The following is a 26180-nucleotide window of genomic DNA, read 5'->3' as shown; positions in this document are numbered from 1 at the left end:
AAATGCCTAATACCAGGCCTACTACAGATATCGCCAAAGGCGGCCTTTTTAATATTATTGAGAATAACCTGGATATTCCATCCTTAAAAACACTGGACCTCTTCGGGGGGACAGGTAGTATCAGTTATGAACTGTCGTCCAGAGGGGCTACAGACATGACCGTAGTGGAGAAAGATCCATCTATGGCGGATTTTATCAGTAAAACTGCCAAAGCGTTGGATATTACCACCCTGAAAGTGGTGAAAGCGGATGTATTCAAATACCTCCAACAGTGTAACGAACAGTTTGATTTTATCTTCGCAGATCCGCCATATGCCATGGACACACTGGATAAACTGCCATTGGTGGTGTTCGAAAAGCAACTGCTTAAACCGGAAGGATGGCTGGTCATCGAGCATACAAACCACAACAATTTTAAAAATTATTCATACTACCGGACAGAAAGAAATTACGGCGCAACTATTTTCACCATCTTCATTAACAGGGAAGAACTGAAACGCTGATTAGTCCGAGAAATCTGAACCCTTTATGAGAATTTGTCTTTTCCCAGGCACATTTGATCCAATCACGCTGGGCCATACAGATGTGATAGACCGCGCACTGGACCTTTTCGATAAACTGGTTATTGGAATTGGCTATAACAGCGCCAAACAACCCATGTTCCCGCTGGAACAACGTATGGAATGGATTCGTCAGCATTATAAAAACGATAGCAGGGTGGAAGTGGCTTCCTATCAGGGGCTGACCATCGATTTCTGTCGGAAGATCGAAGCGCGTTTTATCCTGCGTGGCATCCGCGGTGTGGGCGATTTCGAATACGAAAAAGCCATTGCTGATGTGAACCGTACCATGGAACCGAGTGTAGAAACCATTTTCCTTTCCTGCTCACCACAATATGCTAGCATCGCATCTACGCTGGTAAGGGATATACACCGCCATGGTGGCGAAGTTTCGCCATTTGTACCGAATGCGGTACTGGAAGGAATTAAAAGTCTTCAAAAATAAAACTGCTGCATATGAAAGCAATCTGGCATTCACTGGATGTATCACTGGATCAGTTGAACGAGATGGGCAACAATACCATGGCTGAGTATTTGGGCATGGAGTTCACAGAAATTGGATCAGACTATCTGAAAATCATGATGCCTGTGGATAATAGAACCACCCAGCCATACGGACTACTCCATGGCGGCGCTTCTGTGGCATTGGCAGAAACAGCAGGTAGCGTAGGTTCTGCCTTAATTATAGATCAGGCAAAGTCGATTTGTGTTGGTATGGAGATAAATGCCAATCATGTCAGAGGGGTTAAAAGCGGCTACGTTCATGCAACGGCCAAACCATTGCATATCGGTGCTTCCAGCCATGTATGGGATATCCGTATTACAGATGATCAGCATCAACTGGTTTGTGTAAGTAGGCTTACAGTGGCTATCCTCGCTAAAAGATAACCCGACTATCATCCTATTTTCACGCTGAAAAAGCGTGCCTCCCATAAAACTTTCCGGTCTGTCGTCCCTGCCCAGCGGGCAGGGACGACGAAAAAGATCAAAAACTAAATTGACATCGTAGACGTCAATTTAGTTTCGATACAACATCATTGTTTATTCCTGACCAACTAACTATATGAGAAAATCCATCTGCCTGATCTGGTGCCTCTTTGTGGCTACTGTTGCTTACTCCCAGGATAAATCTCCCATTATTACCACTGATCTTCCATTGTTCTGGAAAGCATATGATGCTATCATGAATACAACAGATAGTAATCAGCAGGCGACACTGTTGCAGACGATGTATATAGACAAAGGTTCGCCGGGATTAAAGGCGATGATGGAAGCTCGGAATTATACCGTTGCGGACTATCTGACGGCCATTCACCGTTACCCCGAATTCTGGAAGTCAATTCGGCCGAATATGTTACGGGCAGATAAGTATGCCAGTGAAATTCAAAAAGGAATCACGACATTAAAAAAGCTTTACCCAATAAGGCCCGCGAAGATTTACTTTACAGTAGGCGCCCTCCGTTCCGGCGGTACTACGCTGCAGGATAAAGTGCTGATCGGAAGTGAGATCGCATTGGCGGATTTCTCCACAGTGTCTACCGAGTTTCCCGAACAGTTGTCTCACCTGAAAAGCTACTTCAAACTCAATCCTGTGAAGGATATCGTTTTCCAGAATGTACACGAGTACGTACATACGCAGCAAGACACTACCATCGGTGATTACCTGCTGTCACAGTGCGTATTGGAAGGTGTAGCGGAATTTGTGGCAGTAAAAGCCATGGGCGTAGCGTCTCCAAATCCACCGATCGCCTTTGGCAAAGCCAATGACGCCGCCCTTAAAACGGCGTTTTCAAAATGTATGTTTTCGCCATATACCAATAACTGGTTATACAACAGCCCTAAAAATGCTTTTGGCATGCGAGACCTAGGTTATTATATGGGATATGCCATTTGTGAAAAATTCTATGAGCAAGCAGCAGACAAGAAGGCAGCCATCAAATACATGATAGAACTGGATTATAATAACGATACGCTTTTGTACCATTTTGTAGATAGTTCCCGTTATTTCGATAAACCGATGACCGAGTTAAAAGCAGCGTATGAAGCGAGTCTGCCTACGGTGAGTAGTATTTCTGGGCTCGACAAAGGCATTACCGGATTGGTGGCTCCTGGGAAGAAGCAGATTATTGTTGAGTTTTCTCAGCAGATGGACCCAAAGTATTTCCGCAGTTTTGGTTGGGGGCCGGCAGGAGAATCAGCCATGATGAAAGTGCAGAAGGTAGTCGGGTTTAATACCAATTCCATTGCATTGATAGTGGAGGTAGATTTACAGCCCCAGCGACATTATCAATTGCTGATAGGGGAAGGGTTCCGTACTAAAGAAAGTATTCCCCTGCGAAAATACCTGATCGATATCAACACAGGGGAATAGTGGGAAGAGTGCTTCGTGTCTCCCTATAAAAACTTAATAATATTACTTAATACTAAGAGAACCAGTAGTTTCAGCGGCTTTGAATACATCACGGATATTCTCATAGGAGAACTGGAGGTATTTGCTGACATTATGCGGTTTCACCCATTGGATATCGAGGATATCTTCTTCGATCTGCGGAACGGTTAATTCTGTGCCAGTAAACTCCATGCGGTACCAGTAGGTATGTTTCAATACCTTCTTGTTTTTCATGGGGTAGTAGTGGTAAGTTTCAGTGACTTTGCCCGTCAGCTCGATGGAATGCAGTCCGGTTTCTTCAGCTACTTCCCGTACCGCGCAGGTTTCTAGATCTTCCCCTGGGTCCTGTTTACCTTTTGGCAGGTCCCATTTTCCTCTACGGAACATCATCAGTACCTCGCCTTCCGGGTTGGTCACGAGGCCACCGGCAGCCACTAAAACTGTAAAGTGGAGAGAAACTTTTTTCAGCAATTGTTTCACATCTTCCCGGATAAAAACAGCATGGTGTTTTTCGCCTTCTTCCAGTTCTAGTAATACTTTATCAATGGTTTCTGTGTTTGGATCTTCGTATATGGCTGTTTCTTCGAAGCCAGCGGGGATTGCATCGTGGCTCGGACATAACAGCAGTGGACGTTCGTTCAGATATATCGTGATGGTCGTTTGCATGAATGCAAAAGTAATACGGATGAATTAAATCAGATGTTGCATTCTGGAATTATTACGAATTAAATCAATAATTTTGGCGCTTGTATGACTAAGATAAGCGAAAAACAAGTTGCAGAAAAGCTGCTGCAGGTGCAGGCAGTAAAGTTGAGTCCGGCCCAGCCTTTTACCTGGGCGTCTGGCTGGAAATCTCCCATCTACTGTGATAACAGGAAGATATTATCCTATCCATATGTAAGGGATTATATCAAATCCGAGTTATGCAATGTGGTATTTGAAACATTCCCGGATGCAGCCGTAATTGCGGGTGTAGCCACTGCGGGTATACCTCATGGCGCACTGGTAGCAGATCAGTTGAAGTTGCCATTTATTTATGTTCGTTCGAAACCGAAAGAACATGGAATGGGTAACCAGATTGAAGGCGTATTGCAGGCTGGTCAGCAGGTAGTTGTTATCGAAGACCTTATTTCTACCGGAAAAAGCAGTCTGGAAGCCGTACAGGCTATCCGTGCTGCTGGTGGCGAAGTAGTAGGCATGGTGTCTATCTTCAACTATGGTTTCGATGTGGCAGTTAAAGCATTTGAAGCAGCAGGCGTGCCTTTCCACTCCCTGAGCAACTATAATGCGATGATTACCCTGGCAGAAGAAAAAGGCATTGTAAGTGCAGATGAGATTGCTACTTTACAAGCTTGGAGAACTGCTCCAGATCAGTGGGGTAAATAGTCGATATATATAGGCTTTTTTGTATATTGGATGCGTAAATCTAACATTATGCGTACGTTAAAATTAGTTCTGGTCCTGATGCTGGCAACCTTCGGCATTGCAGCGGCCCAGCAGCAGAAATCCATGGCGACAGTAAAAATCAATACGCCAACTGTGCAGTGCGAGTCCTGCAAGAATCGTATTGAGAAGTACCTGTCTCGCGAAGAAGGGGTACAGTCTTCCAAAGTAGATTTCAAGAAACATGTAACTACGGTGAAATACTGGACAGACAGAACGAATGTGGAGAATATCAAAACAGCGATTGCGAATTGTGGGTATGACGCAGACAATGTTACTGCCAATACCGAGTCTTACAACAAGCTGCCATTATGCTGCAAAAAGCCAGAAGATGGTGGCGGCATGGATCCGAAAAAGCACTAAATCAGGGATAATTCCCTAAAAAGATAAAAATCCCCCTTCCATTTCGGAAGGGGGATTTTATTTTGATTTCCGGCAGAGCCGGATATGAATAGAGGAAAAATTATCAGAAGAAGTTGAGTGCCTGTTTGGTTTCGCATTTAATAGGGAATGGCACGTAAACGCCGCCTTTGCCTACTTTACACTTACCCATCGCCTTGATGGTTACTTCTTTATTAGAGAAGGCAGACATCGCATTTTTCAGGACATTACCCATATTTACCTCCAGGCGCACAGGAAAATAGAAAGTATCCCTGGCAGGGATTTGAATGATCGTGTCTTGGGTGGAATGGCCTACTTCTGTATCATCGATGAAGAGATCGAAGTTGGCGTCTTTGAGTTGCAGTTTATAATTATTTGGATTGTAATAGGCGAGGGTGAGACGAACGGTACTTTTGGACATGCCGAGCTCTCCCATTTGTACGCCAGCTACTCTGACGAACTGTAAATCTTTTGTTTTTTCGCAAGCAGAGGAGATGCCCCATATTGTAAAAACAATCAATATAACACGAAATATTTTCATGATAGAATACTGTAATAAAATTTTACCAAACCTAATTCAAAGGATTTATATCGCAAAGGAAGGGGATGTTTTTAGGAAACAATTAACGTAGGGGAGTTGACAAGTAAATTTTATGATTTATATAAAAAAAGCCTGTTTTTAGGAAAAACCGTTATCTTTGAAATCTCCGCACAGTTCGTTTAAAATCAATTCGTAAGCGACTAATTTCTTTAGTATTTTTGCATTTCTGGAAAAATTCCGGCTTTAAGTAAAATACTAACATCATTAGCATATTTATTTATTTTCTATGATTTGTTAGCCAGTTACTTAAAGTAAATCATTAAGTGTTTAATTTTAACTAACAGCAGCACCTGGAAAACTGATTTTCCAGTGTAGGAGCTTAAATTTTGACAACATGTCAGTGAATGAAAATAACTCAACCTTATTAATTGAATCACAGTATTTTCCATCAATTGATTTCTATAGTACTTTAATTGAACACGACATATTGCAATTAGAGAAATATGAAAACTATCAGAAGGTCAGTTATCGGAACCGTTGTTATCTAGCGGGTCCAAATGGCAAGATGATTTTGAGTGTTCCACTGACAAAAGGGAAGAACCAGCGGACGATTATGAAGGATGTGCGGATTAGTAATGAAGAGAGATGGCAGTCGCTCCACTGGAAAACGCTCGTGTCTGCTTACCGTCGGTCGCCTTGGTTTGAATATTACGAGCCGGAGCTGGAGGCGCTCTATGAAAAGTCATTTAATTTTCTGATTGATTGGAATATGGCTTGCTTGGAATGGGCCAATAATAAACTGGGTATCCGTCAAACAATATCATTTACCGATGGTTATCAAAAGGAAGTCCCTGGTGTAACAGATATGCGTGATAAATTAATTCCCGGCGAAGTGCTCCACCCTGAAATTCAATATCCACAGGTATTTGAAGATCGTACTGGATTCCTTCCAGGCCTCAGTATCCTGGACCTGCTTTTCTGCGAGGGAAAACAGGCGATTGAAATCATCAAATCGGCAAAATAAAATATTAAATAATCTTATTTAATTATCTGACTTATAATTGTTTGTATATTTGCGGTTTGCTCGGATGTGATTTTGCAAAAAAATTACTGTAGCAATCGACAAAATATTTAGCTTTGCAACCAATTTTGCTGGGGTTCGAACTGACGTAGGTGTGTAAACCAGGAGTTTTCCAGCGAGGAAAAGGAGCATTTATCCTGAAGTTTAAATTTTATTTCTAATTCCTAAAATTCATTCTCAGCAGTAAATGAATAGCACCTACACAGACCTCGTTAACCAGACTTTTGAATTTCCTCAGGAAGGATTTGCTGTAAACGAAAATTTCCTGGAGTTTAACGGTCTGGATATTAAGGCGTTGATCGACAAGTACGGGACACCATTCAAGCTGACTTATCTGCCTAAAATTGGTATGCAGATAAACAAGGCCAAGAAGATGTTCAATGATGCCATCAAGAAGAACAGGTACGACGGACAGTATTTTTATTGTTATTGTACCAAAAGTTCCCACTTTTCTTTCATTATGGAAGAAACGTTGAAACATGGTATTCACATCGAAACTTCTTCGGCATACGATATTGATATTATCAATAAGCTGTATGAGCGAAAGAAGTTGAACAAAGAAACCTACGTAATATGTAATGGCTTCAAAACCAAGCCTTACACCAGGGCTATTTCCAAATTGATCAATTCAGGGTTTAAGAATGTAATCCCTGTATTGGACAATAAGGAAGAACTGGAAGAGTACCAGAAAAACATCAGAGCCACTAAGGAAAAGGTAAAGCTTGGCCTTCGTATAGCTGCAGAGGAAGAACCTACCTTTGACTTCTATACCTCTAGATTGGGTATTCGTTCCAGGGATATTCTGGAGTTTTACGTAGACAAACTGAAGGGTAATCAGAAGTTTGAGCTGAAAATGCTCCACTTCTTTATGAATAAAGGGATTAAGGATGATATCTATTACTGGAGTCAGTTTAATAGATCTCTCAACCTTTACTGCCAGTTGAAAAAAATCTGTCCTGAATTGGATAGTATCAACATCGGTGGCGGATTCCCAATCAAGCACTCCCTTGGGTTTGATTATGACTACAATTATATCGTTAATGAGATTGTAGCCAATATCAAAACCATGTGTAAGAAAAACAAGGTGCCAGTACCAAATATCTATACGGAGTTTGGGTCCTTCACTGTGGGAGAAAGCGGCGCCGTGATCTATAGTGTGGTAGGTGAAAAAATCCAGAATGACCGTGAGATCTGGTACATGATCGATAGTTCATTCATTACTACACTGCCGGATACCTGGGGTATTGGGGAGAAATTCCTGATGCTACCCATCAATAAGTGGGACCAGGAGTACCAAGAGGTACATCTGGGGGGTATTACTTGCGACGGATACGACTTTTATACATCTGAAGAGCATATAAATGCTGTGTTCCTGCCAAAGCAGGGTGAAGATAAAGAACCACTTTACATTGGGTTCTTCCACACCGGCGCTTACCAGGATCAGCTTAGCGGTTATGGTGGAATCAAACACTGTTTGATTCCTTCGCCAAAACATGTGATCGTTGGTTATGATAAAAACGGTCAGCTAAAAGATTGGCTCTATGCGAAAGAGCAAAGTGCTCAGAGCATGTTAAAAATTTTGGGTTATTAAAATAATGGGTTAGTAATCCTGCAAGCCCCCCGATTTTTCGGGGGGCTTCTTTTTTATGGCCACTTATGGGCATAAAAAAAGGCTTTCATTCAGGATGAAAGCCTATCACGGCATAGGTTAGATCTAGATTATTTCTCGGTATAAGGACAATAGGAATGTTTTTTTCTAACGGCACAAAGGTACTATTGGTGGGATTTACTGATAAGCCCAAAAAGTTGTAATTTTTATAATACGACAATAATATGGTCATGATAAACGTTCTCGGCCGAGAGGCCAGACAGCGTTGAAAAGAGGGAATATTTCAACGATTTTTCTGATCGCAGCACAATGAAATATTAATTCAAATTCTCACACGTCCGTGTAGTATTCTTCAATTGAGGGCTAAATCTGATTGTTTTTTAACTTAGGCAGGTGTTATTTTGATATGATAGTGTTTGTATGTAATAGTGATTTACGGGGCGTCTCTTGTGATTTCTCTTCTTTGGATTCGTTCAAGTAGTCCATTGCAATGGCACATTCCTTTTCAATTTCTGTAAAGCAGGCTTCCAATAATTCCAGTTCTCCATTATTGAAGGCATTTTTTCCCGATCTAGAGAATCCTTTTATCAGCAGGAAATGTTTGGTAAGATGTTGATGGATGAGAGACAACTGCTGCTTTTGTTGTAGGAGTGTACGTCTGCGCTCCATGGCAATGACATTCTTATAATACATCCCCATAGACCGGATCATGAACAGTAGGTATACGGCCATGACAATAGGGTTGGAGACAAACTAAAAGGGTCTGGAGAAGCCAGAGGCCACATATACCTGGATCCCGTGTAGCTTCATGTAGGCCACTGTTCCCAGGTATAGAATAATCACCAGCGACCAGATCAGCGAGGTGGCCAGGTTGACGGTGATATAGCATAGCAGCACACTTATCATCCAGATAGTGGCATATTTGGGGCTGACGTCCTGGTTGTTGAAAAAGGAAGACAGCAATGGCATGAACAGGGTAGTCATGGACGTGAGGGTACCCACAATGCGGGCGGATAACCCTTTCCGCAACAAGACCAGGCAGATGCAAAGCATGCCAGCCATGAAAGGAATCAAGGTTAGATTGACGTCGTTGACGGTAATTAATGCCATGAGTCCCACCGGTAGGAGCGACAGGCAGTAAAAAAATATGTAGTCAAACAGGAGTTTTATTTTCGCCTGTTCGTACAGGTCATGGGTACGGTTAACCACATCACCGATAGCAACATTTTCTGCACGGTAATAAATGCTCTTGATGAATAGCCAGGTACCCCTGAAGAATTTGATCATTACTTCAAGCTTAGATAAAGCAAATTATTGCATAAAATCCAAGCGGGGATTCAACGTTTGTGTGAATTATACACGATTATGGATGCAGTAAGGGTATAAAAAAGGGCCGCATTACTGCGACCCTTTTGCTTTCTAAACCCCCATTTCGATAGTTATTTCGTTAGAAATCACTACTTATTAACCCTTATTCAACTACAATTGATTTAGGTGCTTCCTGTGTATTTTCCTTTTTAGGAAGGGTTACTTTCAGGATACCATTTTCATATTTTGCTGCGATTTTCGCAGTATCGATCGCTTCACTGATGGTGAAGGAGCGTTTGAATGATTTAAAAGAGAACTCACGGCGAACCTGTTTTTCGTTCTCATCTTTCGCTGCTACTTGTTTCTCTGCGCTGATGGTTAAAGCCTTAGCGTCTGCGTTGATTTTAAAATCTTCTTTATTAAATCCAGGTGCTACAACGTCCAGTACAAATCCTTCTTTGGTTTCAGTAATGTTTACTGGAGGATGAGCGGTGAAATAGTCATTGGTCAAAAAATCGTCTTTTGCCACTTTATTCCATCCATTAGTTAATATATCGCCTACCAATCCATTGATGCTTCTAGGTCCGAATGTTACGTGTGTCATAGTATTACTTATTTTTTTGGTGTTAATTCAAATTTTGTTTTACACCTGATGCAGATCAAATGGGATACCATGCCAATAAAACTGCTATTTTGTTAGTAAAAACATTACAGATTATGACATAATGACCGATTGATTGTTTGTGAAATGTCAAAAAGTCAAGTTATGGTGGCATTTTTTTACATTTTGGATAGCAATGATTAACTTTGTTGGAAATTTCAACTAAAAAAAACTTTATTATATGTATCCAGCGGAATTAGTACTGCCTAGAAAGGCTGAGCTGACCGATTACGGTTTTGAAGAATTATTGACGAAAGCACAGGTAGATGAAACATTGAAGCAAGCAGGTACAACCCTGGTGGTGATCAACTCAGTATGTGGATGTTCCGCAGGTACTGCACGTCCGGGTGCGCTGTTGGCAGTAGCTCACAGTGAGAAAAAGCCAGACAGACTGACTACCAGCTTTGCAGGTTTTGATGTGGAAGGTGTAGCTGCTATTCGTGAGCATCTGTTACCTTATCCTCCATCTTCTCCAGCTATTGCACTCTTCAAAGATGGTCAGTTGGTGCATTTCATCGAACGTCATATGATTGAAGGCCGCTCTGCTCAAATGATTGCAGCGAACCTCGCAGACGCGTTTGAACAATATTGCTAACTTAATCTTTACAAATTTGAATTCTTAAATTCAAATTTGCTACGTACTTTGGTGGTTTGATTTTCCTTTTGATAATTCGGCTTTGTTCATAGGAAAACTCAGATCACCAATTTTTTTTTGGCTATGTATCCTAATTTATATTTCGCTTTTAAGGACCTGTTCGGCCTAGAAATCCCGTTTCTCAAATTATTCCAGACCTTTGGTTTCTTTGTTGCCATTGCTTTTCTTGCTGCTGCTTACGTATTGACCCAGGAGTTGAAGCGCCGTGAAAAGTTGGGCTGGCTGAAAGGGGTACAGGAAAAAGTATTGGTGGGACAACCTGCTACCAACGCAGAAATTATTGTTAATACCATTGTTGGTTTTATCCTAGGTTTCAAAATCCTTGGCCTTTTCTTTCAATGGGATACTGCTATGCAGGATTTCCAAGGTTATGTGATGTCTGGACAGGGAAGCTGGCCTGCAGGGATTTTCCTGGCTGCCGCTTTCGGTGGATATAAACTTTATAAAAGACAACAGACATTAAAAAATACAAAGCAGAAAGAAGAAATCGTTACCGTGATGCCGCATCAACGGGTGCCCGATTTTACGGTGATGGCTGCCATTGCTGGTTTGATCGGTGCTAAGATTTTCCATAACCTGGAAAACTGGAACGATTTCGTTGCCAATCCGGTGGAAGCGCTGCTTTCCTTTAGTGGCTTGACTTTCTACGGTGGTTTGATTGTCGCTGCGATTGTTATTATTAATTATGCCCGCAAGAAAAAGATCAATATCAAACAGTTGATTGATAGTGCCGCTCCGGCGCTTATGCTGGCGTATGGTATTGGTCGTATGGGTTGTCATTTCTCCGGGGATGGCGACTGGGGTATTTATAACAGTGCCTATGCAACGGATAGTGTTGGGAAAGTGGTGAAAGTAGCCCCTGCACAGTTTACCGCAGAAGTAGAAAAGAATTCCGCTTTCTTCCTGAACCAGTATCCATCATTGGATAAAATCCCGCATGCTGCATTTGAAAAGCCTGCTTCATTTGGATTCTTGCCTGATTGGTTTTTCGCTTATGGCTATCCACATAATGTGGTTAGAGAAGGCGTACAGATGGCGGGTTGTGATGGCCAATATTGCAAGGTGTTGCCTATCGCCGTATATCCGACTCCGTTATATGAAATTATTGCCTGTATCGGGTTATTCCTGGTATTATGGGCTATCAGAAAACGCATAACAGTACCTGGTGTTATTTTTGGAATTTACCTGATAATGAATGGTTTAGAGCGATTTTTTATAGAAAAGATCAGGGTAAATACTAAGTACAATATATTCGGATTCCATCCTACACAGGCGGAAATTATTTCTGCCCTAATGGTAGTAGGAGGTTTGGTATTGATCTGGTATTGCCGTAAAAACAACAATAGTACAGCAACAGCAGTTTCCTGATAACGAGATATGCAAAGACATTCCACATTAGTACCACTGTCACATGAACACAAACGTTTACTGTTTGTGTGTCGGTATTTGAAAAAAAATGCCGCTTCCTATGAGGGGTTCCCATTGGAGACTCAGGCAAAGTTTGAATATGTAGTACGCATATTCCAGGAAGTGATGGTACCACATATTCAAAAAGAAGATCATTTATTTGAAAAATGTTTTGGGAAGACAGCCAGTATTGATGCTGCCATTACTGAACTACAGGCAGAACACCGTATCATTTCAGGCATGTATGCCGTATTAGCCGATAGCGCCAACTTGGAGGACGATATGGATCTCCTCGCGAATAGCCTAGAAGCACATATTAGAAAAGAAGAAAGAGTATTATTTGAACTGTTACAGAAAGAACTTCCAGATGTACTGGATAGTATCCAGTTTGAATAGTATTCCTATATATTACGACATTAAATAAAATGGAGAAAACGACATCATTTTGATGTCGTTTTTTTTATGGGGGTAGCTATCTGGAAATGTATTGAAAGTGTTATTATTTCTGTTATCAAATTATCTACCTTCAACTGACTTATTAACCGCAAACAATTCACCAGTTCCTTTTGTAGCTTTTCCATTGTTGCATTGATCCACGTTTTCTATTAATGCCAATTTTATGAGTATGCGTCGTATATACTGGGTTTTCTGTTTCCTCATTGTACATTCTACCGTTTTTGGTACCGGTATCGATTCTGTTATTTCCCATTTCAAATGGCAACATACTGCGCAGGTATTGCCGGAGGGTATTAAAATGTCTGTTCCGGCAGGGTTTCGTTACCTGCAGCAACAGGATAGTTATACCTTACTGAAAGAGCTGTGGCATAATGACGTGCACAATGGCACTGTAGGGATGTTCTTGCCGGAAGGCGTCAACCCTATGTCGAATCAGGCATGGGGCGTTACGGTCACCTATGAGCCTATCCAGGAAGATTTTTACAACCGAATTTTTGATTATGATCATTTGATAGCAGAACGTAGGGCGGAGCAAAAAGGTCGCATGTTGGTGGAGTGGATGGTGCCACCCCATTACAGTATGGAGGATCATGCCTTGCATTATCCTTGGATTTATAAAAAGTCCGCGACTGATAAAGGAATTATTAATTATGAGGTAGTGCTATTAACAGATGCTGGACAGTTATGCCTGAATTTCTTCGGAGATTATGATCAATTGAATGACATGATGAAAAGCATGCCGGACCTGGTAAATAGTATGCATATCCATTCCGGCTTGCGGAAATATACGGGGGCGATTGGTTTTGTAGCACCTAGAAATGCAGTAGGTATTTCTGGAATCCCCGATTTGTTGGATGCTATCTATAATAGCTGGTTATTTGCAGTGGTCATGATATGCATGGTTTTATTTGTTTATTGTATGCAATACATCCGCAGGCCTAATACCTCCAGGCCTCGTGTAATGGTCGACGCCAGTTTGAACTAGCATCTCCCGAAATCATCTATATATTATATAACAGAAAGGACCGTCTCGAGACGGTCCTTTCTGTTATATAATATATTTATCCCTCCTTTTGTCGCTTAATTTCCTTTTAAGTGCAGATCCGACAATTTGAAATTTTTTTCAAAAGGATTGAAACATACCCGATTACCGGTCGTCTTTATGACATCATCACAAACTTTACCAATCATCCCTGTCTACAGACCGCTTGTGTAAAACAGTGTACTATGCAATGCATAATACCTATTTTTACATTGTAGTTGTTAAACTACTGTAGTAGATAAACCAAGGATCTAAATTAATCCAAGTACTAAATACCTAAACTGCCCAATATATGAAAGCAACTTTTAAAGCGATAATGTTGACAACCAGTGTTATCTGCGCTGCTTTAAGCTCTCATGCTCAAAACAACACCAAAGTTACCGGTCAAGTAATGCAAGCCGGAGATAAACCCGTAGAATTTGCCACTGTAACCCTCCTCAAAGCCAGCGATTCCTCACTTGTAAAAGGAGCGATTGCGGATATGAATGGTAAATATGAATTCGAGAATATCAAACAAGGAAAATATATTATTGCTGCGGCCTTTGTTGGTATGAACAAAGTGTACAGCAATAGTTTTGACCTGAAAGCAGCTTCTTTTGCTGCAGCCCCATTGGTACTCACCGCCAACGCTAAAAATCTGAAAGCAGTAGACGTTACTGCCCGTCGCCCTTTCATCGAACAGAAAGTGGACCGTCTGGTGGTGAATGTGGAAAGTAGCATTGCTACTTCCGGTGGTACTGCTATGGAAGCCCTGGAAAAATCCCCGAATATTACTGTAGACAAGGATGGTAACATCTCTATGAAGGGAAAAAGTGGTGTGATTATCCTAATAGATGGTAAACAAACCAATATGTCTTCCGCAGATGTAGCCGAAATGCTGAAAAGCATGCCAGCCACCTCTATGGACCAGATAGAACTGATCTCCAATCCATCCGCCAAATATGATGCTGCAGGTAATGCAGGTGTCATCAACCTAAAACTAAAAAAGAACACCAACTTCGGAACAAATGGTAATGTAACTGTAGGCGGCACTATGGCAACATGGCCTATGTACAACGCTAGTCTGAATCTGAACCACCGGAGTTCTAAATTCAATGTGTTCGGATCTTTGAACAATACCTATCGTCATACGAAACAGTTCCTGAACGTTGACCGTACCCGCCAGGAAAATAAAGGTACACAGCTCTTTGATCAGTCAAATGTGACTGTTAACGAATCAAGATACCTGAGTGGCAGAATTGGTGCGGATTATTTTATCAATAAGAACAATACCGTTGGGGTACTGGTGGATCTGACCAACCGGGATTGGGAGGCAATGAACAATAGTGCTACCAAAATGGGCTATGGTGCTATCGTCGATTCCATTCTTAACACCAGTTCTGGTAATTTGAGTCGTTGGAAAAAAGGCGGATACAATGTGAACTATCGTGGTATACTGGATACGACCGGTAAAGAATTGAACATCGACCTGGACTATGCTAAGAACGGCGATAACAGACCATCAACAATTTACGCCTTAACTACTGATGCTCTTGGTAAACAGATATTCAGTACTGATACATCCCGTAATATTCCGCATTCCGATATTACCATTAAAACTGCTAAAGTTGATTATGTACAACCATTGAAGAATCAGGCCAGACTGGAACTGGGGCTTAAAAGCAGCTTCGTAACATCCGATAATGATGCGCGTTTTGATTCGCTTCGTAGTGGTAGCTGGATTGCAGATACGATGCGTTCCAACCACTTCATCTACAAAGAAAATGTAAATGCAGCTTATGTGAACTTCAGCAAACAGTTTACAAAACTGCAGGTACAGGTGGGATTGCGTGCAGAACAGACCAATGTTTCCGGCACCTCTACTTCTCTGCGTAAATCACAACAAGAAGCTATTAAGAATGATACCAGCTACTTCAACCTGTTCCCAAGCGCAGCAATGACTTACAAGCTGAATAAGAGCAATAGTCTTGGATTAAGCTATAGCCGCCGTATTCAGCGTCCGAGCTATGAGGATCTGAATCCATTTGAATTCTACATCGATAGATATACCAAAACGGCTGGTAATCCTTCTCTGAAGCCACAGTATTCCAACAACTTTGAACTGTCTCATACCTTTAAGGATTTCCTGATTACAACCGTAGGTTATATCCATACAAAAGATATGATGATGCGTATCCTGGAAGCAGACAGAGATCCAGCAACAGGAGATACCACCGTACTGCGCTATAAATATATGAACGTAGCGAAATCTGATAACGTGAGTTTAAGTATCGCAGCACCAATGCCGATTACCAAATGGTGGAACAGTTATACTACTATGTCAGTCTACTATAACGCTTACCAAGCATATGTGAACGATAACCATGTAAACATGAATGCGGTAGGTTATTTTGGCCGCACAGCGCAGACCTTCACCCTGTCTAAAACCCTGACAGCAGAGGCAGTAGTATTTTATTTGTCTCCACAGATCTCCGATAACGAGTTATTCCGTATGAAATCCATGTGGAGCCTGGATCTGGGAGTACAACAAAAAGTGTTGAAATCAAAAGGTACTATCAAGCTGAATGTAACCGACTTGTTCCGTACACAGTATTTCAGAGGGTCTTTTGAGAATGCCGGTATGTACACTGCCATTCGCAATACCTGGGATTCAAGACAGGTAAGAGTTTCCTTCAACTATCGTTTTGGAAACACCAATGTAAAAGCCGCCCGTGATCATAAGACAGGCTTGCAGGATGAACAGAGTCGTGTAAAGGGAGGCAATTAATCCGCGTACCAAGGAAGGTTTTTTAGGTATATATAAGGATGGAAAAGCGCGGTTTCAAAATTTTTGAACCGCGTTTTTTTCATTTCGTCACAAAAAACAGGACGTTGGTGGAATTTGGAACATGCTATAGGGAGATTGAAGGTACATTTGAAAAAAAATATCTGGCATATATAAAATTAGAATTCTCTTCATAATATACTGATATTTAATAATGTAAATCAAAAATGCGCTTCGGGTATTGCTGATAAGAGACCCTCCCGCCTGAAAATTTATTCCGGAGCGTGCAACCTTTCATACAATCATTGTCTTTATAATGAAAGCATCAGAAAACACCTTGAACCAAACGTTATTAGCCGAGAATGTAGTAGACCGCTGCAAGAAGGGGGATGTTCGCGCATTTCGCGAGCTGTACGATTCCTACTCCGCAGCCATGTATAATATTTGTCTTCGTATGACCAATCACGTTAGTGATGCAGAAGATATTTTACAGGAGGCATTTATACAGGTCTACCGCAGTATTGGCAAGCTGGAACGTGGTGCCAGTCTTAGCGCATGGATCAAGCGGATTGTAGTGAATCATTGTCTGAATTATCTTCGCAAAAAGAAAGTCTACTTTGAAGAAGTGGATGATGTGGAGGTATCAGAGGATAACGGGGTAGATGAAGCGCAGTTTAGTTATACGGTAGCCGCCATTAAATCGGCTATTCATACGCTTCCTACAGGATATCGGACGGTGCTGAACCTTTATCTCTTTGAAAATTATTCTCACAAGGAAATAGCAGAGATGCTGGGAATATCCGAGTCGACTGCGAAAACGCAGTATATGCGGGCAAAGGAGAAGGTTAGACAGATTGTAAATCAGCAAAATTTAATGAATTAATGTCGGACAATTTCGAGCAATTTATTCAACAAAACAGGGCGGCCTTTGAGCAGCCCGGGCCATCATCCAGGGTATGGGATGCGTTGGAGAAGGAACTGAGTGGCAAGGAAGAAAAGGGCCGGGTCGTACGAATGCTGTCATCAAACTGGTTTAAAGCAGCCGTGATAGCACTATTATTAATCAATGCAGGGGTGTTGTTCCTCTTCGTACAGCACAAACAACAATCTAGGAATGATGTGGCGCTGATGATCCCTGAAATGCAGGAAGCACAGGTGTATTATAGTGCCAGGATTGAAGCCAGGCTGGATTCTATCAAAACTTACCCTGCCGGGGAGTTGGGATTGGATAGTGCTGCATTGAAAGAGCTGGAGCTTAAGAATGAGACGTATAAAATGCTCGAAAAAGAGCTGAAAAATAACCCTGGTAATGAAAGAATCCGCGCGGCCATCATCAGGTATTACCAAATGAAATTGGATCTACTAGACAAAATCCTGGAAGAGATGCAGTCCCGACATGCAGTTCCGGGTGATTTAAAAAAGCAATATGAAGAGAAAATTTAGTTTCCTGTTATGCCTTTTACTTCCCCTCCTTGCACTGGGAAATACTGGGGACGAAGCCTTCAAAAGAACAGAAGTCAAAACCTACAATGTAGCTAATGGTGCGCAATTTAAAGTGAGCAATAAGTATGGACAAATTGTGCTTCACACTTGGAACAAGAATGAAATTAAGGCAACGGTTACGATTACCGGTTATGGTAAAAGTGACGCAGAATCGCAGAATATTGTAGGTTCCGTGAGCATTAGTGGCAAGCAGAGTGATAATACCGTGGCGTTGAGTACAGAGTACAATCCAGGCTCCGGAGGCCGCTGGTTTAACTGGGGTAGTAATAAGAACTCCAAGGATTATGTGAGTATTGACTATGACATTTATCTACCTCAATCCTTGCAGATGGCATTTGTAGAAAATAATTTCGGAGATGTAGTTGTGGGAGACAAGCTTACATTTCCTACCAAGTTTACTCTGAATTATGGCAATTACGATATCCGGGATGCAGCAGATGTACAACTGACGGTAAACTACTGTAGTAAAGGGCGTATAGGTAAGGCTGGAGTAGTGAATCTGAGAAGTAACTATTCCGATCTGAAAGCGGAGAGTATCCGCAGCTTGTCGGCCGTGTCTACCTACAGCACCTGTAGCTTTAATTCCATTGGAGAAGCAACTATCAAAGCAACTTACGACGATTATAAACTAGAAGACGTAGGGAGTCTGCGTTTGATAGGTACTTATACAGATGTGGTAGCAGGGGGATTACGGGAAGATTTGACAGCTACATTAACTTATGGAGATCTGAAAGTACGTAAAATTGCCGGTACATTTAAAGGAGCAGATCTTAAAATGACTTATTCAGATGCGAAATTAAGCTTTGCCCGCAAAGTGCCTGTACAACTGGATTTCCGCTTTGTATATGGTGGTATTAAAACCGGTGGAATGGAATTGAAAAATGTACAGTCAGATAAGAAATCTGTGAAGTGGGATTACTCTGCCCAGGCAAATGGCGCTACCGAGCAATCGCCTAAAATCAAAGCCTCTGGTACCAATGCAGATATCTCCGTTGATGTAGAATAAAGCACTTTACCATTTTAAATAGAACCATTCTAAATCCTTTAAGTATATAACGTCATGAAAAAATTAACATTCCTCTGTGTTGCAATGATATCTGCCATTGTATTATTATCCTCCTTCAAGGCTTGGAATGAGCGTATAATAGGAAGTGGCAATGTGAAATCGGAAAAACGTACTGCTGGCAAGTTCAATCAGATATCTGCTGGTGGCGTTTTTAAAATAGAGTTGACACAGGGAGCTACTGAAAGTATCAAGCTGGAAGCAGAAGACAATATCTTACCATTAATAGAAACAGAGGTATCCAGTGGGGGACTTGAAATTCGCATGAAGAAAGGTTATAGCATTTCCCCTAACAAGGACATTAAAGTGTATGTAACATTACCGGAGTTGAAGCGATTATCCATTAGCGGTGCGAGCAAATTGAATGCTACCAATAGTTTTAAAGGTGATAGGCTCAATATTGATCAGAGTGGTGCGAGTACTATTACGATGGATCTGGCAGTAAGTAACCTGGATCTGGAGATATCTGGTGCTGCATTATTGGATTTATCAGGCAAAACTGGTGGTATGAATATAGGCGCCAGTGGAGGAGCAAGAGTACATACCGCAGATCTCCGTGCGGAAACTGCAAAAGTGGGCGCATCTGGTGGTGCCGACGTGATAGTAAATGCTGCAAAATCGCTCTCAGCAAGCTTATCCGGTGGCGCAAGGGTGAAATACAAAGGTACGCCTGAAGTTCAGAAGAGCACCTCTGGTGGCGCCTCTGTGACCAAATATTAAAGATAATGACCAATTTCTTTATATTTGCCGCTGTAAGAAAGCAGCTTATATACTAAAAATTGTCAATTATGCCGTCCTTTGATATTGTTAGCAAAGTAGATTTACAGACGTTGGATAATGCCATCAATACTGTAAAGAAGGAGATTACGAACAGATTCGATTTTAAGGATTCACATGTCAATCTTGAGTTGAACAAGAAAGACTTGAAGTTGACAGTAGAGGTGGAGAGTGATATGAAACTGGGGCAGGTGATTGATGTATTGATCAGTCGCAGTATGCGTCAGGGTTTGGATGCCACCATCTATGACCAGAGTAAGGAGCCTTATCAGAGCGGAAAAGTTTACAAGCAGGATATTTTGGTAAGAAATGGTATCAAACAGGAAGATGCAAAGAAAATCGTGAAGTTGATCAAAGATTCAGGATTAAAGGTACAGGCCGCCATTATGGACGATATTGTTCGGGTGACTGGCAAAAAAATCGATGATTTACAAGACGTTATACAGCTTTGCCGCAATGCGAACCTGGGTATTCCGTTACAGTACATCAATATGAAGTCCTGATTTTTTTAGAATAATCTTTGAGTGTTTAAGAAAAAGTTTTACCTTTGCACTCTGTATTTACAAAATTTTGATATGAAACAGGGAATCCATCCAGAAAGTTACAGATTTGTGATATTTAAAGATATGTCAAACGGACACAGCTTTTTAAGCCGTTCCACTGCTCCTTCTAAAGAGACTGCTACGTGGGAAGATGGTAATGAGTATCCGTTGATTAAGTTGGAAATTTCCAATACTTCTCATCCTTTCTACACTGGTAAGAACGTATTGGTGGATACTGCAGGACGTATCGATAAATTCAACAAACGCTACGCTAAAAAAGCATAGTAGTTTACGAAAATATTTTTTTGGGGATCCCATCGGTTTAATCGATGGGATTTTCTATTTTTAGCCATTATGGAGCGTAACATTATTTTATTCGACACGCCCGTACGTGATTTGTTATACCCCTTTACCCATACCAGGCCTATTGCCGAATGCAGAGTGGGGATCCTGAAGATCCGTGAAAAATGGGAGCGATGGCTAGGAAAAGCGGTTAGTCATTTCACCGTACAGCATCTGCAAGATAAGTACCCATTAAAATTGGGTAATGAATCAACCGTCAACATATTGATTAGCGGGCATTTATTGCCTGATGCCGGGCTGGTAGCCGCGATAGAAGCGTTGTTACCGGATGAGGAGTTGTATGTCGATAATCGCCTGGTAGCGAAAGTAGCACTAGGAAAGGATGTGCAACTATTGCCTGCCCGTGCTCGGAAAAATTATTCTGGGAAGGTATTGGGAATTCATAAGCCCTGGGATATTTTTGCGCTCAATGATGTGGCGATTAGGAATGATTTTAAGTTATTGACGGAAGGGCGGGAATCTGCGCCTATACCGGAAGGAAATACTGTTATCAATCCATCGGCCGTATTTATAGAGCCTGGTGCGGAAGTGCAGTGTAGTGTTTTGAATGCGTCTACAGGACCGATATACATAGGGGCAGATGCTGTGATTATGGAGGGGAACTTGATTAGGGGGCCATTTGCCATGGGAGAGAAGGCGGTATTGAAGATGGGAAGCCGCATTTATGGTGCTACTACATTAGGGCCTTATTGTACCGGTGGTGGCGAGATCAAAAATACAGTGATGTTTGGGTACTCCAATAAAGGGCATGATGGTTATATAGGCGATGCCGTTATTGGAGAGTGGTGCAACCTGGGGGCAGGAACGAATTGCTCCAATCTGAAGAACAATGCCTCTGACGTTAAAGTATGGATGGAAGCTACGGCAAGTGTTGCATCGGCAGGTACCAAATGTGGAGTGTTGATGGGTGATTATAGTCGGACGGGTATTGGTACCTTATTGAATACGGGCACTGTCTTAGGCGTATCCTGTAATGTATTTGGCGGTATTATGCCGCCCAAGTATGTAGGGTCCTTCAGTTGGGCAATAGGAGATGATATTGTCCGATATAGAAAGGAAGAAGCATTGAAAGATGCGGCGGCCTGGATGAAGATGAAAGGTAGGGAAATGGAGGATGCCGAGCGAGCGATGTTGCAGTATTTGTACCAGGAAACGGTGCATGTGAATCTTTGACATTACAATCACGATAATTATATGAGAAAAAAAATTGTAGCGGCGAATTGGAAGATGAACCTTACGCTGGCACAGGGAGAACAACTGATTAACGATATCCTGGCAGCGGGTATCCGATTGGCAGATGGCCAGGAAGTAGTTATATCTACTCCTTTTCCGTACCTGGTAAAGGCTAAATCTCTGCTGAAGAATTACCCTGGATTTTATGTAGGTGCTCAGAACTGCTACAGTGAAAAATCAGGCGCATATACTGGTGAGGTATCTGCAGAGATGTTGCAGTCAATTGGCGTGGATTATGTGATCCTGGGCCATTCCGAGAGAAGAGAATATTTCCATGAGAGCAATGAAATGCTGGCAAAGAAAGTGGATCAGGCATTAGCAAATGGTCTGAAACCAATTTTCTGTTGTGGCGAGCCTTTGGCCATTCGTCAGGCAGAAACGCAGAATGATTATGTAGCGAAACAATTAGAAGAGAGTCTGTATCATTTAACAGAAGAGCAACTGAAGCAAGTAGTCATTGCTTATGAGCCGATTTGGGCTATTGGTACTGGTTTGACAGCTAGTGCAGCGCAGGCACAGGATATGCATGCGTTTATTCGTTCTCAGATTGCCGCAAAATATGGCCGTGAAGCAGCATTGCGCATGCCTATTTTGTATGGTGGTAGTGCGAAGCCTGGTAATGCAGCAGAATTGTTTGCGTGCCCGGATGTAGATGGCGGTTTAATTGGGGGAGCTTCATTAGTAGCGGCTGATTTTGCTGCTATTGTTAGCAAACTCGCTTAATAAATTGAAAATACGCAGCTTATATATGGTTGCGTATTTTTTTAGTAAATAATGCTAAAAAAATTAGTATTTCTGAAAAATGAGTGTATCTTTGTATTGTCATTCTAACACGGAGATTTAAAAAAACTGGTTATGAATACGAATATTGAAAATACAGAGGTATTATTTGATTATTTGGTAGTAGTAAATCCTGATGTATTGGTAACGAAGGATATACTTCGCATCAGGCAGTTTATTGGTCGAGAGATAGGGGAGGAAGGAATGGTAAATGCTGCTGTTCAGATTCCGTTATTTCGATCAGTATTCCCGGAGCGTTTTCAGGAGGCTTTCGTAGGGGTATTGGAAGATGTAGCGAGACACCAGGCTGGTTTTGCGGTATACACTTCCCGAATCGACAGTCTGGTACATGAAGATGGCAGGAGTAGTATTTTTATTAATGTGGCTAATCCGAAGCCGATGATGGATTTACAGCGACAATTACTGAAAGGTTTTGAGATGGCGCCACAGGATTATCGTCCGCACATATTGGTGGCAGGTCGGGTACAGCATCCTGCGTTGGCGGGTTTTTTACCGCAGATTTCTCAGCAGATGTTTGTTCGCAGTTTTAACTGTCACTGTTTCAGTTTATTGAAACGTCCATCAGCAGGAGGTCGATATGAGCGGGTAAGAGATTTTGTATTTGGTGATATTGAGCACATGGTAGGTTCTCTGTTTAACTATGCTGCCTAATATGTTAAACTATGCTGCCTAGTAGGGCAAAGTACAGGAAGTGTGGGATAGCGGAATAACAACAAGATTTATTGCTATAGCTGTATACCTTAGAAGAATTGTTTGCTTTTTGCCTCAACACTGATATAGGTTCCCTCGGCGTTCGTCCGAACCTGGCTCACTGAATTCAAATCTGATCAGCACTGATAATTTCCAATTTAGCATTGGGCCCTCTAATTGCTGCTGGTATTGATTTCCTTAGTATAGGCTTCACTCCATCCAAAATTGATATACTTGCGATCTACCATGGTGGTGGAATAGGAAAGTTATGTCTAGAAAGTATGTCTAACTACGGGCGACACATCTCCTTCATTCGCGGTGAGGATGTGTAGAACATGTAGACGTTTAGCGAGAAGTATGTATCGGGTATTTAGGATGTAGCATTTAGTATGTAGTATGTATAAGATAATGTATAGGATGTGTAAGATGATGTATAGGATGTATAGGGGGGAGTACGTGTATTCGCGTATAGGATATATTAGTTAGATACCCTTACTATATTAAAGATATTTGACAGACTGTTTTAAAAGCTATTTGATAGCCTACGTTTCGGCGGGTTTACATCATTGTATAGCCGACTTTAGCGTCCATTGTTTCATCTATGTTTGTTTGCCCCTCCTCATTGTAACCATGACTTACTACCCCATTATTTTCTATTTATGAGGAGTTGGGATTTTGCAGGACGCTGGAATAGGTTTAATTTGTATACTCGCAGGAATGTTTTGAGAGCTATCGGATTAAGATTTAAATTAGTTACGTTTTATAATCATCATAATAGTTCTTTTCCTAAGAGGGAAAGGAGCGTCTCAAAAAGCCATGAAAAGGAATAATATTCCCTCGATCATGTTGAGTGTGCATCCTGTAAGCGTTGGGTAAATTAGCCCTGGTGGTAAATTTGCAGCTTTATTCATCTCCTATATTTTTCGAAATGGCAACAAATTCAATTGTACACAATGAGATCAATGTGAAAGGTCTTGTGCATGGTGTAGGATATCGCGCCAATGCCAAACACATGGCTGACTTGCTAGGAGTGCAAGGCAGTGTCAAAAATATGCAGGATGGCAGTGTATGGATTGTCGCGGAAGCTACCGCGGATGCGATGAAAACTTTTCTGGAATGGTGTCGTAAAGGTCCAAGACCTTCCGTGGTGAAGGAAGTGATCGTGATTCCGGGAGAAGTGATCCATATTAAAGAGTTCACCATTCTGCATTAACAGGATCAGCAGAGGTTGTACATTCCGGGTAGGGGGAATGAAGGAAGCCTATTGTCTGTGATGAAGGAGAATAGCTCTTAGTAATAACCTGATTACAGTTATTTATTTAGATGTAAGCTGGTTTATACTGGCCCCGTTCTGTGAAAGTTTGGGCTAAGGGGAAAGTTATTTCTAAAATCGGAATGCACTGGGGTGGTATCCTCGTCAGTTCATTATCAAATCACCAGCAGATTATTATCAGATCATTGTCAGATTATCATTAGATTATCATCAGATTATCATCAGATCATATTCTTGTTTGTGGCTGCCTCCATCATTGTTAATCCAATAAAGATATTTGAAATCGAGTACGTTAGTCCTCCGGGCGGCACGGACGCTTTCCGCCCGAAGGGCCTCCGTATTATTTATTTTCCCCCTTTTGCTACTCTTGCTCTCAGGGCTTTGTCTAGCGCAGCTTTAGGGACTACAATACTAACGGTATTAGTAGCCATGTAAGCTTCGGAGACATTTAGATATCCATGAAATGGACCTCCCTTTCCCCAGGAGTTTTTCACAATAAAATAGGTTTTACCATCAGGACGTTGACCGATACCTGTTATTTGCATCATGTGATCATCCTGAGTGACAAGTTCTTCAAATAATCGCTGGCGAGATTCCTGTGTTACCTTTTTTTCTGCTATATCAGGTGAGAAATTCTTTACGCGCATGAGGGAATCTACTTCTGGCACTAGTCCATAGCCCTGGCCAGCATTCCAACCTACATTGGAAACATCCGCATCCCATGCTACTGTGTAGCCCTTGCGGAGACTGGAACTGATGATATTCAACAATTCCTCCAACGGTACATTATAGTAAGCACCATTGGAGAAATTATCCGGTACTTCTAATATGAAACGGGTATTAAAAGGATGATGGGTAAAGGAAGTAAATCCTATGTAATCATCTTCATTGAATTTTACTACCTCTTTAGCAAATGACTGTGGAGTATAGGTTTTACCGTTATACTGAAAAGTAGCTGGTGGTTCACCCATATATTTGTTGAGGATCACCACAATGTTATCCATCCAATTATCTGGAATGGGGATTCTGGATTTGAGCACACTATCCAGATAAGTTTTCATTTCCGTTACCATTTTCCCATGAGCGTAATACTTGACGCCTTCCGCCTTACCACTGTATACACTTCCCGGAATGATACCATAAGTGCCCATAGCGTGAATAACATCGTGTCCTAAACCGCCTTCATCAAATCGGGAAGTACCTTGACGTAAAATGTAGTTTTTTGCCTTTTCAATATAGATGTTCCGAACGGTAAACATCACTGAAAAATCGGGCTCAGAATGGCCTTTACGCAGACTTTCAGATTCTACCATGGAAGTAGTGCCAAAACTCCAGCAGGTACCTGATGCCTGTTGATTTTTGACAGAAGTAGCGAGGTTTAGTTTTTCCCTTAGCAGGCTACTGTCTTGCGCTTGCGCAAGCACAGAAAGAGAGAGGGTTACAAGGAGGAACAGTGATTTCATATGCTGTAATCTTCTAGTGATAACTAACAATATCTAAAGATAACAGATGCCACTGCGAAAATAGCACTGTTCGTTTAGGAACAGTGCTATTTCTATTTATGAAGAACGATATGAAAAATGAATAAGGGGTGGACGTATGTCAGTTGAATAGATAATGTCAACTGATGCCCGTTTG

General features: G+C 41.7%; 29 protein-coding genes. 23 read left to right on the top strand and 6 right to left on the bottom strand.

The window, feature by feature from the left end; genetic code table 11:
- The first annotated feature begins 2 nt into the window (after positions 1-2).
- From JO154_RS07795 to JO154_RS07780, 4 genes are all read left to right on the top strand, one after another.
- The gene (locus tag JO154_RS07795) at positions 3-503 is read left to right on the top strand and encodes an RsmD family RNA methyltransferase (protein WP_291943419.1); all 501 of its coding nucleotides are present in this window, start codon (positions 3-5) and stop codon (positions 501-503) included.
- Between the two features lie 25 nt (positions 504-528).
- Positions 529-1005 carry a pantetheine-phosphate adenylyltransferase gene (gene coaD / locus JO154_RS07790; protein ID WP_291943416.1) on the top strand — a complete coding sequence of 159 codons (477 nt, stop codon included), beginning with the start codon at positions 529-531 and terminating at the stop codon, positions 1003-1005.
- A gap of 11 nt (positions 1006-1016) precedes the next feature.
- Complete coding sequence (locus JO154_RS07785; RefSeq protein ID WP_291943415.1) at positions 1017-1448, top strand: hotdog fold thioesterase; 432 nt, start codon at positions 1017-1019, stop codon at positions 1446-1448.
- A gap of 175 nt (positions 1449-1623) precedes the next feature.
- Entirely contained in the window at positions 1624-2931 is a 1308-nt protein-coding gene (locus JO154_RS07780; RefSeq protein ID WP_291943413.1) for a hypothetical protein, read from the top strand.
- Positions 2932-2973: 42 nt separating this feature from the next.
- Here the strand turns inward: JO154_RS07780 and JO154_RS07775 are convergent, their stop codons facing one another.
- Positions 2974-3615 (bottom strand): NUDIX domain-containing protein, encoded by a 642-nt coding sequence (locus JO154_RS07775; protein WP_291943411.1) that lies wholly within the window; start codon positions 3613-3615, stop codon positions 2974-2976.
- 84 nt (positions 3616-3699) lie between these two features.
- On the opposite strand from JO154_RS07775, the gene pyrE reads away from it, so the two are divergent.
- Together pyrE and JO154_RS07765 are read left to right on the top strand one after the other, a co-directional pair.
- Positions 3700-4335, top strand: a complete 636-nt coding sequence (gene pyrE, locus JO154_RS07770; RefSeq protein ID WP_291943407.1) for an orotate phosphoribosyltransferase — start codon at positions 3700-3702, stop codon at positions 4333-4335.
- Between the two features lie 48 nt (positions 4336-4383).
- Complete coding sequence (locus JO154_RS07765) at positions 4384-4755, top strand: heavy metal-associated domain-containing protein (RefSeq protein WP_291943405.1); 372 nt, start codon at positions 4384-4386, stop codon at positions 4753-4755.
- A 103-nt stretch (positions 4756-4858) separates the two neighbouring features.
- Here the strand turns inward: JO154_RS07765 and JO154_RS07760 are convergent, their stop codons facing one another.
- On the bottom strand, positions 4859-5314 hold the full coding sequence (locus JO154_RS07760; RefSeq protein WP_291943403.1) for an LEA type 2 family protein: 456 nt from the start codon (positions 5312-5314) through the stop codon (positions 4859-4861).
- A 394-nt stretch (positions 5315-5708) separates the two neighbouring features.
- On the opposite strand from JO154_RS07760, the gene JO154_RS07755 reads away from it, so the two are divergent.
- Both JO154_RS07755 and JO154_RS07750 read left to right on the top strand, forming a co-directional pair.
- Complete coding sequence (locus JO154_RS07755) at positions 5709-6338, top strand: WbqC family protein (protein ID WP_291943401.1); 630 nt, start codon at positions 5709-5711, stop codon at positions 6336-6338.
- A 244-nt stretch (positions 6339-6582) separates the two neighbouring features.
- Positions 6583-7986: an arginine decarboxylase gene (locus JO154_RS07750; RefSeq protein ID WP_291943398.1), complete on the top strand. Its 1404-nt coding sequence runs from the start codon at positions 6583-6585 to the stop codon at positions 7984-7986.
- Between the two features lie 414 nt (positions 7987-8400).
- Here JO154_RS07750 and JO154_RS07745 read toward each other — a convergent pair whose 3' ends face one another.
- The 3 genes from JO154_RS07745 to JO154_RS07735 form a co-directional block, all read right to left on the bottom strand.
- Positions 8401-8736, bottom strand: a complete 336-nt coding sequence (locus JO154_RS07745; RefSeq protein WP_291943396.1) for a hypothetical protein — start codon at positions 8734-8736, stop codon at positions 8401-8403.
- A gap of 21 nt (positions 8737-8757) precedes the next feature.
- Positions 8758-9291 carry a hypothetical protein gene (locus JO154_RS07740; RefSeq protein ID WP_291943394.1) on the bottom strand — a complete coding sequence of 178 codons (534 nt, stop codon included), beginning with the start codon at positions 9289-9291 and terminating at the stop codon, positions 8758-8760.
- Positions 9292-9475: 184 nt separating this feature from the next.
- The gene (locus JO154_RS07735; protein WP_291943392.1) at positions 9476-9916 is read right to left on the bottom strand and encodes an Hsp20/alpha crystallin family protein; all 441 of its coding nucleotides are present in this window, start codon (positions 9914-9916) and stop codon (positions 9476-9478) included.
- Positions 9917-10154: 238 nt separating this feature from the next.
- Between JO154_RS07735 and JO154_RS07730 the strand changes: the two genes are divergently transcribed.
- The 15 genes from JO154_RS07730 (at position 10155) to JO154_RS07660 (ending at position 24482) form a co-directional block, all read left to right on the top strand.
- Complete coding sequence (locus JO154_RS07730) at positions 10155-10568, top strand: BrxA/BrxB family bacilliredoxin (RefSeq protein ID WP_291943390.1); 414 nt, start codon at positions 10155-10157, stop codon at positions 10566-10568.
- Between the two features lie 123 nt (positions 10569-10691).
- Positions 10692-11996 carry a prolipoprotein diacylglyceryl transferase family protein gene (locus JO154_RS07725; RefSeq protein ID WP_291943388.1) on the top strand — a complete coding sequence of 435 codons (1305 nt, stop codon included), beginning with the start codon at positions 10692-10694 and terminating at the stop codon, positions 11994-11996.
- A gap of 9 nt (positions 11997-12005) precedes the next feature.
- Positions 12006-12431: a hemerythrin domain-containing protein gene (locus JO154_RS07720; protein WP_291943387.1), complete on the top strand. Its 426-nt coding sequence runs from the start codon at positions 12006-12008 to the stop codon at positions 12429-12431.
- Between the two features lie 229 nt (positions 12432-12660).
- Entirely contained in the window at positions 12661-13476 is an 816-nt protein-coding gene (locus JO154_RS07715; RefSeq protein ID WP_291943386.1) for a DUF2167 domain-containing protein, read from the top strand.
- Positions 13477-13825: 349 nt separating this feature from the next.
- Positions 13826-16300 (top strand): TonB-dependent receptor, encoded by a 2475-nt coding sequence (locus JO154_RS07710; RefSeq protein ID WP_291943384.1) that lies wholly within the window; start codon positions 13826-13828, stop codon positions 16298-16300.
- Positions 16301-16613: 313 nt separating this feature from the next.
- Positions 16614-17180 carry a sigma-70 family RNA polymerase sigma factor gene (locus tag JO154_RS07705; protein WP_291943382.1) on the top strand — a complete coding sequence of 189 codons (567 nt, stop codon included), beginning with the start codon at positions 16614-16616 and terminating at the stop codon, positions 17178-17180.
- On the top strand, positions 17180-17740 hold the full coding sequence (locus JO154_RS07700; protein ID WP_291943381.1) for a hypothetical protein: 561 nt from the start codon (positions 17180-17182) through the stop codon (positions 17738-17740). The genes JO154_RS07705 and JO154_RS07700 overlap by 1 nt, the downstream gene beginning before the upstream one ends.
- Positions 17724-18806, top strand: a complete 1083-nt coding sequence (locus JO154_RS07695) for a hypothetical protein (RefSeq protein WP_291943379.1) — start codon at positions 17724-17726, stop codon at positions 18804-18806. The genes JO154_RS07700 and JO154_RS07695 overlap by 17 nt, the downstream gene beginning before the upstream one ends.
- A 54-nt stretch (positions 18807-18860) precedes the next feature.
- Positions 18861-19583, top strand: a complete 723-nt coding sequence (locus JO154_RS07690) for a head GIN domain-containing protein (protein ID WP_291943378.1) — start codon at positions 18861-18863, stop codon at positions 19581-19583.
- Between the two features lie 68 nt (positions 19584-19651).
- The gene (locus JO154_RS07685) at positions 19652-20143 is read left to right on the top strand and encodes a YajQ family cyclic di-GMP-binding protein (RefSeq protein ID WP_291943377.1); all 492 of its coding nucleotides are present in this window, start codon (positions 19652-19654) and stop codon (positions 20141-20143) included.
- 72 nt (positions 20144-20215) lie between these two features.
- Positions 20216-20467 (top strand): type B 50S ribosomal protein L31, encoded by a 252-nt coding sequence (locus JO154_RS07680; protein ID WP_111590847.1) that lies wholly within the window; start codon positions 20216-20218, stop codon positions 20465-20467.
- Between the two features lie 69 nt (positions 20468-20536).
- On the top strand, positions 20537-21718 hold the full coding sequence (locus JO154_RS07675) for a putative sugar nucleotidyl transferase (RefSeq protein ID WP_291943374.1): 1182 nt from the start codon (positions 20537-20539) through the stop codon (positions 21716-21718).
- 21 nt (positions 21719-21739) lie between these two features.
- Positions 21740-22501: a triose-phosphate isomerase gene (tpiA, locus tag JO154_RS07670; protein ID WP_291943373.1), complete on the top strand. Its 762-nt coding sequence runs from the start codon at positions 21740-21742 to the stop codon at positions 22499-22501.
- A gap of 132 nt (positions 22502-22633) precedes the next feature.
- A complete protein-coding gene (locus JO154_RS07665) occupies positions 22634-23230 on the top strand; it encodes a 2'-5' RNA ligase family protein (protein WP_291943371.1) in 597 nt (198 codons plus the stop codon).
- A 967-nt stretch (positions 23231-24197) separates the two neighbouring features.
- On the top strand, positions 24198-24482 hold the full coding sequence (locus tag JO154_RS07660; protein ID WP_291943369.1) for an acylphosphatase: 285 nt from the start codon (positions 24198-24200) through the stop codon (positions 24480-24482).
- 404 nt (positions 24483-24886) lie between these two features.
- On the opposite strand, the gene JO154_RS07655 is transcribed toward JO154_RS07660, so the two are convergent.
- Positions 24887-26005 carry a C1 family peptidase gene (locus tag JO154_RS07655; protein ID WP_291943367.1) on the bottom strand — a complete coding sequence of 373 codons (1119 nt, stop codon included), beginning with the start codon at positions 26003-26005 and terminating at the stop codon, positions 24887-24889.
- Between the last annotated feature and the right edge of the window lie 175 nt (positions 26006-26180).

Origin of the sequence: Chitinophaga sp. (genome assembly GCF_019236475.1) — a bacterium.
Taxonomy (GTDB): domain Bacteria; phylum Bacteroidota; class Bacteroidia; order Chitinophagales; family Chitinophagaceae; genus Chitinophaga.
Note: the sequence above shows the minus strand (reverse complement) of the source record. Positions and strands in the feature narration are given on the sequence as shown.